9 protein-coding genes are annotated in these 15,645 nt (G+C 56.4%); all 9 read left to right on the top strand.

All coding sequences use genetic code 11. The features are described 5' to 3' along the window. Positions 1-438 precede the first annotated feature (438 nt). The 9 genes from QNH99_RS08265 (at position 439) to QNH99_RS08225 (ending at position 15,634) form a co-directional block, all read left to right on the top strand. A complete protein-coding gene (locus tag QNH99_RS08265) occupies positions 439-1,671 on the top strand; it encodes an MdtA/MuxA family multidrug efflux RND transporter periplasmic adaptor subunit (protein WP_096010821.1) in 1,233 nt (410 codons plus the stop codon). Beyond that, positions 1,671-4,793: an MdtB/MuxB family multidrug efflux RND transporter permease subunit gene (locus QNH99_RS08260; RefSeq protein ID WP_063880186.1), complete on the top strand. Its 3,123-nt coding sequence runs from the start codon at positions 1,671-1,673 to the stop codon at positions 4,791-4,793. Before QNH99_RS08265 ends, QNH99_RS08260 begins: the two co-directional genes overlap by 1 nt. Next, the gene (gene mdtC / locus QNH99_RS08255; protein ID WP_410517543.1) at positions 4,790-7,867 is read left to right on the top strand and encodes a multidrug efflux RND transporter permease subunit MdtC; all 3,078 of its coding nucleotides are present in this window, start codon (positions 4,790-4,792) and stop codon (positions 7,865-7,867) included. Before QNH99_RS08260 ends, mdtC begins: the two co-directional genes overlap by 4 nt. Positions 7,868-7,879: 12 nt before the next feature. Further along, positions 7,880-9,280 carry a multidrug transporter subunit MdtD gene (gene mdtD, locus QNH99_RS08250; protein WP_172898242.1) on the top strand — a complete coding sequence of 467 codons (1,401 nt, stop codon included), beginning with the start codon at positions 7,880-7,882 and terminating at the stop codon, positions 9,278-9,280. After that, positions 9,277-10,665 carry a two-component system sensor histidine kinase BaeS gene (baeS, locus tag QNH99_RS08245; protein WP_063880189.1) on the top strand — a complete coding sequence of 463 codons (1,389 nt, stop codon included), beginning with the start codon at positions 9,277-9,279 and terminating at the stop codon, positions 10,663-10,665. Before mdtD ends, baeS begins: the two co-directional genes overlap by 4 nt. Positions 10,666-10,671: 6 nt before the next feature. Further along, positions 10,672-11,379: a two-component system response regulator BaeR gene (gene baeR / locus QNH99_RS08240; protein WP_063880190.1), complete on the top strand. Its 708-nt coding sequence runs from the start codon at positions 10,672-10,674 to the stop codon at positions 11,377-11,379. 122 nt (positions 11,380-11,501) lie between these two features. After that, positions 11,502-12,875: a tRNA 5-hydroxyuridine modification protein YegQ gene (gene yegQ, locus QNH99_RS08235; RefSeq protein WP_172898243.1), complete on the top strand. Its 1,374-nt coding sequence runs from the start codon at positions 11,502-11,504 to the stop codon at positions 12,873-12,875. A 230-nt stretch (positions 12,876-13,105) separates the two neighbouring features. Beyond that, complete coding sequence (gene yegS, locus QNH99_RS08230) at positions 13,106-14,008, top strand: lipid kinase YegS (protein WP_063880192.1); 903 nt, start codon at positions 13,106-13,108, stop codon at positions 14,006-14,008. Between the two features lie 156 nt (positions 14,009-14,164). Beyond that, a complete protein-coding gene (locus QNH99_RS08225) occupies positions 14,165-15,634 on the top strand; it encodes a mannitol dehydrogenase family protein (RefSeq protein ID WP_410517542.1) in 1,470 nt (489 codons plus the stop codon). The last annotated feature ends 11 nt before the right edge of the window (positions 15,635-15,645 follow it).

The raw sequence follows: 15,645 nt of genomic DNA, 5'->3' as shown, positions 1-15,645 counted from the left end.
AAGGCTCTGCGCTCCTCGCGCCGCTGAAGCGCCCTCTCTGCATCATTCGTTCACCTGACGTCACCTCATGCCTTTTGCTCGCCTTCCTGCGGGCAAACGCTGGCGTTTTCACGCCGCTCCGCGCTGCGTATTGCCGCCCGACACCTGCCCCTTCTGGCTTTTTGCGCTTGTTGCCATTGATGAATTTAATAAATCATTTCCTGACCACAACAGCTCATCACGCGCTATTCTGTGGCACACTCATTCAAATGCGTTATGAATACGGCCCATCAATTAAACGACAATATGTCTTCAGAAAATCGACATAATTACGCAGTGCTGACAGATATCCTTAATTCCTTCAAATTTTTACCCGCAGGGACGACTACAATTCGTGGTTTGCAGGCAACCTTTTAAGCCCGCGCCCTGGAAAGACAGTGCTGGAGAGCAACAACAACAATGAACAACCGATACCCTGTTATGAAAAAAGCGTTGATTGCGCTGGTGGTGATTGCCGTGGCCGCAGGCGGCTATTACTGGTGGAAGCATCCGGCCCAACCCGCAAGCGACGGTGACGCATCCGGCCAGTCTGCACATGGTAAAAGAGGCAGTGGCGCGCATAAGCCCTTAGCGCCGGTGCAGGCGGCCAGTGCGGTCAAAGAGAGTGTGCCGCAATACCTGAATGGGTTAGGCACCGTGACAGCCGCCAACACCGTGACGGTGCGTAGCAGGGTGGATGGGAATCTGATGGCTATCCACTTCACAGAAGGCCAGCAGGTGAAAGCCGGCGATCTGCTCGCCGAGATCGATCCCCGTCCCTATCAGGTAGCCCTCATGCAGGCACAGGGTCAGCTGGCGCGCGACCAGGCTACCCTGGCGAACGCACGCCGCGATTTAGCCCGTTACCAGAAGCTGGCGAAAACCTCGCTGGTTTCCCAGCAGGATCTGGACACACAGAGCGCCCTGGTGAATGAAACCCTGGGCACAATAAAAGCCGATGAAGGCAGCGTTGCCAGCGCCCAACTGAATCTGACTTACAGTCGCATCACTTCACCTATCGATGGCCGCGTGGGTCTGAAGCAGGTTGATATCGGCAACTACATTACCAGCGGCGACACCAATGGCCTGGTGGTGATTACTCAAACGCATCCGGTCGATGTGGTGTTCAGCGTGGCTGAAAACACTATCAGCCAGATCATGCAGGCGCAGAAAACTGGCGAACCTTTACTGGTCGAAGCCTGGGATCGCAGCAATCAGCATTTGATCACCCGCGGTAAACTGCTCAGTCTGGATAACCAGATTGATGTGACCACCGGCACGATTAAAATTAAAGCGCGCTTTGATAATCAGGATGACCTGCTCTTTCCTAACCAGTTTGTTAATGCGCGCCTGAAGGTGAATACCTTACAGGATGCCGTCGTGATTCCCACCGCAGCGCTGCAAATGGGGAATGAAGGCCACTTTGTCTGGGTGATCAACAGTGAAGACAAGGTCAGTAAGAAAAGCGTGACCGCCGGTCTGCAGGACAGCCAGAAAGTGGTAATCAGCGCCGGACTCAACGCAGGCGACCGCGTCGTCACCGACGGGCTGGACCGCCTGACAGAAGGGGCAAAAGTCGAAGTGGTTGCCGCGCAGAGTCGCGCCACAAAAGAGACCCGCACCAGCTTGCCGTCCAAAGGGGAATCTGAGTAATGCAGGTTATGCCTCCTGACCACAGCGGAGGGCCGTCACGCCAGTTTATCCTGCGTCCGGTCGCGACCACCTTACTGATGATTGCCATTTTACTGGCGGGGATTCTGGGTTACCGCTTTTTGCCGGTCTCTGCCCTGCCTGAAGTGGATTATCCGACGATTCAGGTCGTTACGCTGTACCCCGGGGCGAGCCCGGATGTGGTGACCTCCTCCATTACCGCCCCGCTTGAACGCCAGTTCGGCCAGATGTCCGGACTGAAACAGATGGCATCGCAAAGCTCGGGTGGCGCCTCAATCGTCACGCTGCAATTTCAGTTGACGCTGCCGCTTGATGTGGCGGAGCAGGAAGTGCAGGCGGCGATCAACTCTGCCACCAACCTGCTGCCCAGTGACCTGCCGAATCCGCCGGTTTACAGCAAAGTCAATCCGGCCGATCCACCGATTATGACTCTGGCCGTCACCACCAGCAGCATGCCGTTAACCCAGGTGCAGGACATGGTGGAAACGCGCGTGGCGCAGAAAATATCGCAGGTCACCGGCGTCGGTCTGGTGACGCTGACGGGCGGTCAGCGTCCGGCGGTGCGCGTGAAGATGAACAGCCAGGCGCTGGCCGCCATGGGGCTGACCAGCGAAACGGTGCGCACGGCGATCACCAATGCCAATGTCAACTCCGCGAAAGGCAGCCTGGATGGCCCTACCCGCTCGGTCACGCTTTCCGCCAACGATCAGATGAAATCCGTAGAGGATTACCGCCAGTTGATCGTCAGTTATAAAAATGGTGCACCGGTGCGCCTGGCGGATGTGGCAACCATTGAACAGGGCGCAGAAAACAGCTGGCTGGGTGCCTGGTCCAACCGTGAACCAGCCATTGTGCTGAATGTGCAACGCCAACCAGGTGCCAACATTATTGCCACCGCCGATAGCATTCGCGCCATGCTGCCGTCACTGATCGCCAGCCTGCCTAAATCAGTCGACGTGAAACTGGTCACTGACCGCACCACCAACATTCGTGCGTCCGTCAGCGACACCCAGCATGAACTGATGCTGGCAATGGGGTTGGTGGTGATGATCATCTACCTGTTTTTGCGTAACGTGCCTGCCACCATTATTCCGGCCGTGGCAGTGCCCCTGTCGCTGATTGGCACCTTTGCGGCGATGTATTTTTTGGGTTTTTCCATCAACAACCTGACGCTGATGGCGCTGACCATCGCCACAGGCTTTGTCGTAGACGATGCCATCGTCGTGATTGAGAACATCTCGCGCTATATCGAGAAAGGCGAAAAACCCATGACGGCCGCCCTGAAGGGCGCGGGCGAAATTGGCTTTACCATTATCTCTCTAACGTTTTCACTGATTGCGGTGCTAATCCCGCTGCTGTTTATGGGTGATGTCATCGGCCGTCTGTTCCGCGAATTTGCGGTGACGCTGGCGGTGGCGATTTTGATTTCAGCCGTGGTCTCGCTCACCCTGACGCCGATGATGTGCGCCCGCATGTTGAGCGCAGAATCGCTGCGCAGGCAAAACCGCTTTTCCCGCGCCAGCGAAGCTATGTTTGAGCGAGTGATTGCGGTGTACGGTCGCGGGCTGAGTCGGGTGCTTAACCATCCCTGGCTGACGCTATCCGTGGCACTTGGCACGATGCTGCTTACCGTCTTGTTATGGATCGCGATTCCTAAAGGCTTTTTCCCGCAGCAGGATAACGGCATCATCCAGGGCACTCTGCAGGCCCCGCAGTCGGTGTCTTACGCCAGCATGGCTGAGCGCACCCGTGACGTTGCCTCGGTGATAATGAAAGATCCCGCGGTACAAAGCCTGACTTCGTTTGTGGGCGTCGACGGCACCAATCCGTCACTCAACAGTGCCCGGTTGCAGATCAACCTTAAACCGCTGGATGCGCGCAGCGAACGTATTCCTGAGATTCAGCAGCGACTGCAACAGCAAATCAGCATGATCCCCGGCGTCACGCTGTGGCTCCAGGCGGTTCAGGATCTGACGATTGATACCCAGGCCAGCCGCACGCCCTATCAGTTTACGCTGCAGTCCGGATCGCTGGACTCACTCAGCACCTGGGTTCCTGCGCTGGTGAGCGCCTTGCAGAAACTGCCCGCGCTGCAAGATGTCAGCAGCGACTGGCAGGATCAGGGCCTGGAAGCCTATATCAAAGTCGATCGTGACAGCGCCAGCCGGTTGGGTATCAGCATGGCGGATGTGGATAACGCGCTCTACGATGCTTTTGGGCAGCGGCTGATCTCCACCATTTATACCCAGGCAAACCAGTACCGTGTGGTGCTGGAGCAGGACAACAGCACCACGCAGGGCCTGCAAAGTCTGGAGGGTATTCGCCTGATCAGTACCGACGGCGGCAGCGTTCCCTTAAATGCTATCGCCAGCATTGAGCAGCGCCATGCGCCTTTGACCATCAACCACCTGAGCCAGTTTCCGTCTGCCACCTTCTCGTTTAATGTGGCGAAAGGCTATTCGCTGGAAGATGCCACAAAGGCGATAACCCAGGCCGAAGAACAGCTTGGTATGCCGTCAGAGGTGATGACGCAGTTCCAGGGCAGCACCCTGGCGTTTGAAGCAGCACTGACGAGCACGGTGTGGCTGATTGTGGCGGCTGTCGTGGCGATGTATATCGTGCTGGGCGTCCTGTACGAGAGTTTTATTCATCCCATCACCATTCTTTCAACCCTGCCAACCGCAGGTGTGGGTGCCTTGCTGGCCCTGATGATAAGCGGCAACGAGCTGGATATCGTGGCGATCATCGGCATCATTTTGCTGATTGGCATCGTGAAAAAGAACGCCATCATGATGATTGACTTTGCCCTGGCTGCGGAGCGTGAACAGGGCATGAAGCCGTATGACGCGATCTATCAGGCCTGCCTGCTGCGTTTCCGACCTATTCTGATGACCACGCTGGCCGCGCTGCTGGGGGCGTTACCGCTGATGCTGAGCACCGGCGTCGGCGCAGAATTACGCCAACCGCTGGGTATTGCTATGGTCGGCGGCCTGATCCTCAGCCAGATTTTGACCCTGTTTACCACACCGGTTATTTACCTGCTGTTTGACCGACTGGCGCATAACCTGCGTCGCCGCCTCGGTCACACGGAGGAACAGCAGTGAAATTTTTTGCGCTGTTTATCCATCGCCCGGTTGCCACCACGCTGCTGACGCTGGCGATTGCGCTGGCCGGGATGCTGGGCTTTCGCCTGCTGCCCGTCGCCCCGCTGCCTCAGGTGGATTTTCCGGTGATTATGGTGTCGGCTTCTCTGCCCGGTGCCTCGCCGGAAACGATGGCCTCGTCAGTCGCCACGCCGCTGGAACGTTCCCTGGGCCGCATCGCCGGCGTCAGCGAAATGACCTCCACCAGTTCCCTGGGATCGACCCGCATCATCATGGTTTTCGATTTTGATCGTGACATTAATGGTGCGGCGCGGGATGTCCAGGCGGCGATCAACGCTGCGCAAAGCCTGCTCCCCACCGGTATGCCTTCGCGCCCGACCTATCGCAAAGCTAACCCGTCTGATGCGCCGATCATGATCATGACGCTGACCTCCGACCTGTTCAGCCCGGCTCAGCTCTACGATTACGCCTCCACACAGTTGGCGCAGAAGCTGTCGCAGATTAACGGCGTTGGCGATGTCACCGTAGGCGGCAGCTCTTTGCCCGCCGTGCGCGTTGCGCTGAACCCGCAGGCCCTGTTTAACCAGGGCGTTTCCCTGGACGCGGTACGGCAGGCCATTTCTAACGCCAACCAGCGTCGTCCGCAGGGCGCGCTAGAAGACCGTCAACAACGGTGGCAGCTGCGCACCAACGATGCGCTGCAAACCGCCAGTGAATATCAGCCCCTGGTGGTGCATTACAACAATGGCGCGGCGGTGCGCCTGTCGGATGTTGCCACGGTGCAGGATTCGGTACAGGACGTGCGTAACGCCGGGATGTCACGGGGTAAACCGGCGGTGTTGCTGGTCATACGCAAAACCGCCGATGCGAACGTGATTGACACGGTGGATCGCATTCGTGCCGAACTGCCCGAACTGCACGAGATTATCCCTGCGGCCATTAACCTTGAGGTGGCGCAGGACCGCTCGCCCACCATCCGCGCCTCGCTTGAGGAAGTGGAACAGTCGCTGGTAATTGCCGTCGCGTTGGTGATTCTGGTGGTGTTTGTGTTTTTACGCTCTGGTCGCGCCACGCTGATCCCTGCCGTGGCGGTGCCGGTATCGCTGATCGGCACCTTCGCCGCGATGTATTTATGCGGCTTCAGCCTGAATAACCTGTCACTGATGGCCCTGACGATCGCCACCGGATTTGTAGTGGATGATGCCATTGTGGTGCTGGAAAACATCGCCCGTCATGTGGAAGCCGGGATGAAACCCATGGCTGCTGCGCTAAAAGGCGTGCGTGAAGTCGGCTTCACCGTGCTGTCGATGAGCCTCTCATTAATTGCGGTATTCCTGCCGCTGCTAATGATGGGCGGATTGATTGGTCGCTTCTTCGCCGAATTTTCTATCACGCTGTCGGTCGCCATCCTGATCTCCCTGTTTGTCTCTGTCACGCTGACGCCGATGATGTGTGCTTACCTGCTCAAGCCCCATGCGCCGCGCAGTCAACCGCAACGACGGGGATTTGGACGGCTGCTGCTGGCGGTGCAGTGCGGTTATGCACGCTCACTGACCGTGGTACTGAACCATGCGCGCTGGGTACTGTTGCTGCTGCTGGGGACAGTGGCCCTGACGGTATGGCTGTTTATCAGTATTCCCAAAACCTTCCTGCCCGAGCAGGACACTGGTCGCCTGTCTGGCTTTATCTCAGCCGACCAAAGTATTTCGTTTCAGGCGATGCGCGGTAAGCTGGAAGACTTTATGAAAATCGTCGGTGCCGATCCCGATGTGTCCAGCGTGGTGGGCTTCACCGGCGGGATGCGCACCAACATGGGGCTGATGTTTATTTCTCTGAAACCGCTGTCTGAACGAAAAGACAATGCTCAGGCGGTGATTGCCCGGTTGCGTACGAAACTGGCAAACGAACCCGGAGCCAACCTGTATCTCAATGCAGTGCAGGATATTCGGGTGGGCGGTCGCGAAGCCAATGCCAGCTATCAGTACTCGCTGCTGTCAGACGATCTTGCTGCGCTTCGCACCTGGGAACCCCAAATCCGCCAGGCCTTTACCGCCCTGCCGGAACTGGCTGACGTCAACTCCGACCAACAGGATAAGGGCAGTGAAATGGCCCTGACCTACGATCGCGCCAGCATGGCGCGGCTGGGAATCAACGTCTCAGAAGCCAACGCCCTGTTAAATGATGCATTTGGTCAGCGCCAGATCTCCACCATTTACCAGCCGCTGAACCAGTACAAGGTCGTCATGGAAGTGGACCCCCGCTATACCCAGGACATCAGCGCGCTGAATCAGATGTTTGTGATTAACAGCGAGGGCAAACCGATCCCGCTCGCCTGGTTTGCCAAATGGCAGCCAGCTAATGCCCCGCTGTCCGTTAATCATCAGGGGCTGTCTGCCGCATCGACCATTTCCTTTAACCTGCCAGAAGGTGTTTCCCTGTCACAGGCGTCGGAGGCCATCGACCGCACCATGACCGCGCTGGGCGTGCCGTCCAGCGTGCGCGGCAGCTTTGCCGGTACCGCGCAGGCTTTCCAGCAATCACAGAGCAGCCAGCTGTGGCTGATGCTGGCCGCCATTGCGGCAGTCTATATTGTGCTGGGCATTCTCTATGAGAGCTACGTGCATCCTTTGACCATTCTTTCAACGTTGCCCTCGGCAGGCGTCGGTGCGCTGCTGGCGCTGGAGCTGTTTGATACGCCGTTCAGCCTGATTGCCCTGATCGGTATTCTGTTATTAATCGGGATCGTTAAAAAGAACGCCATCATGATGGTGGACTTCGCCCTGGAGGCAGAACGTAAGGGTAACCTGAGCGCCCGCGATGCCATTTTCCAGGCCTGCCTGCTGCGTTTCCGCCCTATTTTAATGACTACCCTGGCCGCGTTGTTTGGCGCACTCCCTCTGGTGCTGACCAGCGGAGATGGCGCGGAACTGCGCCAGCCGTTAGGGATCACCATTGCGGGCGGGCTGATCATGAGCCAGCTCCTTACCCTGTATACCACGCCAGTGGTGTACTTAATGATGGATAAACTGCGACGCAAAAAGCGCACTCAGACAATGAATGCGACGCAGCACTAAGGGGTAACTATCATGCAGAGCGTAACGGTCCGCTGGCAGTTATGGATTGTCGCCTTTGGCTTCTTTATGCAGGCGCTGGATACCACCATCGTCAATACGGCCATCCCGTCCATGGCCCACGATCTGGGCGTGAGCCCATTGCATATGCATTCGGTCATTGTCGCCTACGTGTTAACGGTGGCGGTCACCCTGCCCCTGAGCGGCTGGCTGGCCGATCGGTTTGGCGTCAGAAATATCTTCTTCAGCGCCATCGTGCTGTTCAGCCTGGGTTCGCTGATGTGCGGGTTATCCCACACGCTGGATCAGTTGCTCGTGGCACGCGTACTGCAGGGCATCGGCGGGGCCATGATGGTGCCGGTAGGCAGGCTGACGGTGATGCGCATTGTGCCGCGCGATCAATATATGTCCGCCATGACGTTCGTCACCCTGCCCGGCCAGATTGGTCCGCTACTGGGTCCGGCACTCGGCGGGGTGCTGGTGGAATATGCCAGCTGGCACTGGATTTTCCTGATTAATATCCCGGTTGGCGTGATCGGCGCTATTGCCACCTTAAAGCTGTTACCCAACTACGCCATGCCGCCACGACGCTTCGATTTTTTGGGTTTTATTCTGCTGGCTGCGGGCATGGCAACCCTGACGCTGGCGCTTGATGGCCAGCGCAGCAGCGGCGGCTCCGCGTTGTTGCTGGCGGCGATGATCCTGACAGGCACAGGTTCCCTGCTGTTTTACCTGCTGCATGCGCGCCACAACGACGATGCGCTGTTTAGCCTGAAGCTGTTTGATAATCGGGTGTTCTCCATCGGTTTACTCGGTAGCCTGGCGGGCCGCATCGGCAGCGGGATGTTACCTTTTATGACGCCGCTTTTTTTACAGATCGGAATGGGTTTCAGCCCGTTTCATGCCGGTTTAATGATGATTGCGATGGTGCTTGGCAATATGGGCATGAAACGCATCGTGGTCCGTATCGTTAACCTGTTCGGCTATCGCAACGTGCTGGTGGGATCGACGGTAGGTCTGGCGTTGGTGGTGTTGCTGTTTCCGCTGGTGGCTATGCTGGGCTGGACGGCCATGCTGCCGCTGGTGTTATTCCTGCAAGGGATGGTGAATGCGATTCGCTTCTCCTCAATGAACACGCTGACGCTGAAAGAGCTGCCGGACGATCTGGCATCCAGCGGTAACAGCCTGCTGTCGATGATCATGCAGCTTTCAATGAGTATCGGGGTAACCGTCGCGGGCCTGCTGCTGGGCGCGTTTGGTCAGTCGGCACTGGGGCAACAGGGGTTAAGCCACCAGGCCTTTATCTATGTTTATCTCTGTATGGCCCTGATCATTATTCTGCCTGCGCTGGTGTTCTGGCGTGTCCCGAAAGAAGAGAGTAAAAGCGTCGATCTGCGACGCCGGAGAAGTGAATGAGATCGTTTCTGCGCGTTGGCATCGGTGCCAAGCTGTTTATGGCTATTTTCTCCACCTGCATGCTGGTACTGATTACCATGCACTGGGGCGTCAGGCTGAGCTTTGAGCATGGCTTCGTCGACTACATCAAACGCGGTAATGAACAGCGACTGAATTTGCTGGGCGCGGCGCTGGCCGATCAGTACGAACAGCATGGCAACTGGGATTTTCTGCGCAACAATGACCGACTGATTTTTACCATGCTGCGCTCGCTGGAGCAGAATCCCGACAGCAACAATCAGCTTCCGCCGCACGGCTGGCGAACCCAGTTCTGGGTGCTCGATCAGCAATATAAAGTGATGGTTGGTCCGCGCTCACAGGTACCGCCAGAGGGAATACGCCACAATATCACCACCAGCAACGGCAAGGTGGTGGGCTGGATCATCAGCTCACCGCCCGAACGCCTGACGCGCAGTACCGACATTAATTTTGATCAGCAACAGCGACGAACCAGCTGGTATATCGTCGGCTTGTCAACTCTGCTTGCCGCGCTGGTGACCTGGCTGATGGCGCGAGGCCTGCTGGCTCCAGTAAAAAGGCTGGTGGACGGTACCCATCATCTGGCCGAGGGGAATTTAGCCACCCGAGTAGAAGTCAGCAGCCAGGATGAACTGGGCCAGCTGGCACATGACTTTAACCTGCTGGCCAGCTCACTGGAGAAAAATGAAAGTATGCGCCGGGCGTTTATGGCCGATATTTCTCATGAGTTGCGAACGCCGCTGGCTATTTTACGCGGTGAACTGGAGGCGATGCAGGATGGCGTTCGTCAGCTGACGCCCGACGCCATTACCTCATTGCAAAGTGAAGTTGCATTGCTGACGAAGCTGGTAGACGACCTGCATCAGTTGTCTCTTTCTGACGTGGGTGCGCTGGCTTACCGCAAGCAGGCCACGGATTTGGTGCAGCTCATTGAGGTCAGCGCAGGCAACTTTACCGAACGCTACCGTGCCCATGACCTGACACTGAAACTGGCTATGCCTGAAGATGCGCCCTTCTTTGGCGATCCCGATCGCCTGATGCAGTTGTTTATCAATCTGCTGGAAAACAGCCTGCGTTATACCGATGCGGGCGGCACGGTTCAGGTTCGTCTCTGGTATGACGCACCCTACTGGCACGTCACCGTTGAGGACAGTGCACCCGGTGTGGATGGCGATCAGCAGGCGCAAATTTTTGAACGGTTTTTCCGCACCGAAGGGTCCCGCAATCGGGCCAGCGGCGGCTCAGGTTTGGGTCTGGCAATCTGTAAAAATATTGTTGATGCGCATGGCGGAACCATAACCGCGACGCACGCTGATTTAGGTGGACTGAAAATCGCGCTACAATTGCGTTATGTTCCTCCCGTTTAGAAGACTATGAATCAGGAAAACACCTACCCGCTGATCCTTGTGGTTGAGGATGAACCCAAGCTGGCGCAACTCATGATCGATTATTTACAGGCGTCCAACTACCGTACCCACCATCTGGCGCATGGCAATGAGGTGCTGGACTACGTTCATCAAACCCCGCCCGATCTGATCCTGCTGGATTTAATGCTGCCAGGTAAGGACGGCCTGACGCTGTGCCGTGAAATCCGCCGTGACTCTGAACTGCCGATTATTATGGTGACCGCGCGGACAGAAGAAATCGATCGCCTGCTGGGGCTGGAAATTGGGGCGGATGACTACGTCTGTAAACCGTTCAGCCCGCGTGAAGTGGTGGCGCGGGTGAAAACCATTTTGCGTCGGGTGAAACGTTCGCCTGAAGAAGCCCCGGTTGCGTCGCTGCTGAAAGTGCATGAAAGTCGCTTCCAGGCCAGCTGGCGCGATGAACCGCTCGACTTAACGCCTGCGGAATTTCGTTTGTTAAAAACGCTGTCCCTTGAGCCTGGAAAAGTGTTTTCACGCGAGCAGCTGTTAAACCACCTCTATGATGATTATCGGGTCGTCACTGACCGCACTATTGACAGTCATATCAAGAACCTGCGCAGAAAGCTGGAAAACCTGGACAGCGAGCAGCCTTTCATTCGCGCCGTGTATGGCATGGGCTATCGCTGGGAAGCCGATATCTGTCATTTGATTTAGATTGATTCAGATCAATTTACTTCCTTTTTCTCACTGCCTACAATTCCGCACCTTTCGCAGGGGTAACGCCCCTGCACGTGCCGCCCAAGGCGGCATACTGACCTGACATCAGTGAGTACGCCATGAAACCAGAATTACTTTCTCCAGCGGGTACGCTGAAGAATATGCGTTATGCCTTTGCCTACGGCGCAGATGCCGTGTATGCCGGCCAGCCACGCTACAGCCTGCGGGTTCGTAACAACGAATTCAGCCATGAAAACCTGGCGAAAGGCATCAACGAAGCCCATGCGTTGGGTAAAAAATTTTACGTCGTCGTCAATATCGCCCCGCATAACGCCAAGCTAAAAACCTTTATCCGCGACTTAACGCCGGTGATTGAGATGCAGCCGGACGCGCTGATTATGTCCGATCCCGGTTTGATCATGCTGGTGCGTGAGGCTTTTCCGGCCATGCCCATTCACTTATCCGTTCAGGCCAATGCCGTTAACTGGGCGACCGTGAAGTTCTGGCAGCAGATGGGCCTGAGTCGGGTGATTTTGTCACGTGAACTGTCGCTGGAAGAGATTGCCGACATTCGTCAGCAAGTGCCCACCATGGAGCTGGAAGTCTTCGTGCACGGCGCGCTGTGTATGGCATATTCCGGGCGCTGTCTGCTTTCCGGCTACATGAATAAACGCGATCCGAACCAGGGAACCTGTACCAATGCCTGCCGCTGGGAATATCAGTTGCAGGAAGCCAAACAAGATGACGTCGGCAATATTGTTGAAATCCATCAGCCGGTGACGGTGCAGGAGGTCACGCCAACCTTGGGCATCGGTCAGCCCAGTGATAAGGTTTTTCTGCTGGAAGAGAAGATGAAACCCGGCGAGATGATGAGTGCCTTTGAAGATGAACATGGCACCTACATCATGAATTCGAAAGATTTGCGTGCCGTGGCGCACGTTGAACGGCTGAGCCAGATGGGCGTTCACTCATTAAAAATTGAAGGCCGAACCAAATCTTATTATTACTGCGCCCGCACCGCGCAAGTCTATCGCAAAGCGATTGACGATGCCGCCGCCGGCAAACCTTTTGATCCTGCCCTGCTGGAAACCCTGGAAGGTCTGGCGCATCGCGGCTATACCGAAGGCTTCTTACGTCGCCATACACATGACAGCTATCAAAATTACCAGAACGGCTATTCTGTTTCTGAGCGCCAACAGTTTGTCGGCGAATTCAGCGGTGAGCAGCGTGATGACTGGGCGGAGGTGGTGGTGAAGAATAAATTCGTCCTGCATGACAGCCTGGAGATCATGACGCCCTCTGGTAACCTGATTTGTACCCTGGATGCCTTGCAAAACAGCCGGGGCGAGCCGACGGACGTGGCACCGGGAGACGGCCATCGTGTCTGGATGAAGGTGCCTCCACAGGTCGATCTGCAATTTGCGTTGCTGCTGCGCAATTTTACCGACGGTCAGGATACGCGCGCGCCTCACGCCACCGGGGTGACAGGTTGACACATTTTGACAAAAGCACGAGAAGGATCACAGACGGCTTAATTTTGCTGCTCTATAGTGCTGCCTGCTACCAATGAGTAACAATTATCAGCAGCTGTAACTGGATCCACCTCATTCACCCGCCCGGCTCCCCCGTGCGGGTTTTCTTTTTTCTCCCTTTCGCCCATCATTTTTCTCTCCAGGCTGTGCTATAACCACTACCTACGCTTTAGATCTTCAAGGAACAGATAATGGACAAAGAATCGCTTACGCTGCTGATCCTTAACGGTAAAGGCGCAGGCAATGATGATCTACGTGAAGCGGTCACTAAGCTGCGCGATGAGGGCTACAACATTGCCGTGCGCGTGACATATGAAAAAGGCGACGGCGAACGCTACGTCGAAGAAGCGCTGGAATTACAGGCGGTCACCGTGGTGGCGGGCGGTGGCGATGGCACCGTCAATGAAATCGCCACCGCACTGGCGTCGGTAAATGTTGCCGATCGTCCTGTCTTGGGGATTATTCCCCTGGGCACGGCCAACGATTTTGCCACCAGCGTCGGCATCCCCGAAGAGATCGAACCGGCTTTACGGCTGGCTATTCAGGGCAAAGCGTACGACATCGATTTGGCCCGGGTGAATCAGCGTCACTACTTTATCAATATGGCGACAGGCGGTTTCGGCACGCGCATTACCACCGAGACGCCAGAAAAGCTGAAATCGGCGCTGGGTGGGGTTTCCTATTTTATTCACGGCCTGATGCGCATGGACACCCTGAAACCCGACAGCTGTGAAATCAGCGGGCCCGATTTCCACTGGCAAGGCGATGCGCTGGTCATCGGCATTGGCAATGGTCGCCAGGCGGGCGGCGGTCAGCGATTATGCCCTTCTGCGTTGATTAATGACGGCCTGCTCGACGTCAGCGTGGTCACCGCGCAGGAGTTACTGCCCACCCTGCTGCATTCCCTCACCGGCGGCGATGAAGATAATCCCAGCATCATTTCGACCCGTTTATCGTCCCTGACGATTCGCTCGCCCCACGAGATGACATTTAATCTGGATGGCGAGCCGCTGTCCGGGCAGGAATTCACGATTGATGTTATGCCGGGCGCGTTAAGCTGCCGTCTGCCACCGCAGTGCGCATTGCTGAACTGAGTGCGCCGGGAGTGAAGGCTCCCGGCTTAGATGTAAACAGTTCGTGATTACATTCACAATTTTGTTACGCTAACTTGTATGGTAGTAGTAGGACGCGTAATTTTTCATCCTTAACGCCGGAATGGCCTGTCGTCCTCTCCGCTACAAGGATGCATTATGCTGCAAACTGACCACCTTCCCGCTGATGTCCAGCGCCCAGCCTACAACCGTCGCCAGCTTAAAACCCGTATGGTGCACATCGGTTTTGGTGCGTTTCATCGCGCACATCAGGCGTTATGCAGCGATAAGCTGGCCGAACACGGCAGTGACTGGGGATACTGTGAAGTCAACCTTAACAGCGGTGCACTCATTCAGGCGCTGCGTGAACAAGACCTGCTCTACACGCTGACAGAGAAAAGTGATGATGCGGTGGAAACCCGCGTGATCGGCATTATCACCGCCGCGTTACACGGCAAAACGGACGGTATCCAAGCCGTGATTGACGCGATGTGCCAGCCTGATGTCGCCATTGTATCGATGACCGTCACCGAGAAAGGCTACTGTCACCTGCCCGCCAGCGGGAACCTTGACCTGCAGCATGTCGATATTCAGCATGACCTGGCGCATCCCGAACACCCGCAGTCTCTGCCGGGTCTGATTGTTGCGGCAATCCGCCGCCGTCGCGATCTCGGCTTAGCGCCGTTTAGCGTTATGTCCTGCGATAATATGCCGGAAAATGGCCGTGTGACGCGTCATGTCGTTATGCAGTTAGCCCAGCAGCACGATCCCTTACTGGCTGAGTATATCCAACAGAACATCACCTTTCCTTCCACCATGGTGGATCGTATCGTTCCCGCCATGAATGACGCGGCGTTTGACGCGTTGCGTCTGCGCATTGGGTCCCATGATCCGGTGGCCGTCGAAGCCGAACCCTTCTTTCAATGGGTCATTGAGGATAATTTCGTCAGCGGCCGACCTGACTGGGATAAAGCGGGTGCAGAACTGGTGCAGGATGTCCTGCCGTTTGAGCAGATGAAGTTGCGCATGCTCAATGGCAGCCACTCATTTTTAGCTTACCTTGGCTATCTTGCCGGTTACGAACACATCAGCGACTGTATGGCAGATGATGCGTTTCGGGCAGCGGCTCGCGCACTGATGGTCAATGAGCAGGCACCCACGCTCACTATTCAGGGCGTTGATTTACCCGCGTACGCCGATGCTTTGATTGCCCGCTTTGCCAATCGCGCGATCAAACACCGGACGTATCAGATTGCAACTGACGGCACACAGAAACTGCCCCAGCGCTTTCTGGACAGTCTGCGCTGGCACCTGAATAACGGCACGCCTTGCCCGTTACTGTTGCTGGGCATTGCCGCCTGGATGCGTTATGTCAGTGCGGTCGATGACAAAGGCGAGCCTATTGAGATCCGCGATCCGCTGAAAGCGCAACTGGCGACATGTGTGGCCGAGAGTGATGACGGTGAAGCACGCGTGCGGGCCTTGCTGCGCTTGAACAGGGTGTTTGGCGATGACCTTGCCAAAAACGGTGAGCTGGTTAAACAACTTACCGCCTGTTACCAACAGCTTGCTGCACAGGGTGCACGCGCCAGCGTACAGCAGGCTACCGCAAGCCAGCCGCAGCACTGATGCGATAGCCC

Source organism: Pantoea allii, assembly GCF_046529425.1.
In the GTDB taxonomy this organism is placed as follows: domain Bacteria; phylum Pseudomonadota; class Gammaproteobacteria; order Enterobacterales; family Enterobacteriaceae; genus Pantoea; species Pantoea allii.
This window is presented reverse-complemented; position numbering and strand designations above follow the sequence as displayed.

Excerpts from the sequence above, each read along its gene's own strand:
- QNH99_RS08265 (WP_096010821.1), top strand. The coding sequence starts at position 439 with ATGAACAACCGATACCCTGTTATGAAAAAAGCGTTGATTGCGCTGGTG.
- QNH99_RS08260 (WP_063880186.1), top strand. The coding sequence starts at position 1,671 with ATGCAGGTTATGCCTCCTGACCACAGCGGAGGGCCGTCACGCCAGTTT.
- mdtD (WP_172898242.1), top strand. The coding sequence starts at position 7,880 with ATGCAGAGCGTAACGGTCCGCTGGCAGTTATGGATTGTCGCCTTTGGC.
- baeS (WP_063880189.1), top strand. The coding sequence starts at position 9,277 with ATGAGATCGTTTCTGCGCGTTGGCATCGGTGCCAAGCTGTTTATGGCT.
- baeR (WP_063880190.1), top strand. The coding sequence starts at position 10,672 with ATGAATCAGGAAAACACCTACCCGCTGATCCTTGTGGTTGAGGATGAA.
- yegQ (WP_172898243.1), top strand. The coding sequence starts at position 11,502 with ATGAAACCAGAATTACTTTCTCCAGCGGGTACGCTGAAGAATATGCGT.
- yegS (WP_063880192.1), top strand. The coding sequence starts at position 13,106 with ATGGACAAAGAATCGCTTACGCTGCTGATCCTTAACGGTAAAGGCGCA.
- QNH99_RS08225 (WP_410517542.1), top strand. The coding sequence starts at position 14,165 with ATGCTGCAAACTGACCACCTTCCCGCTGATGTCCAGCGCCCAGCCTAC.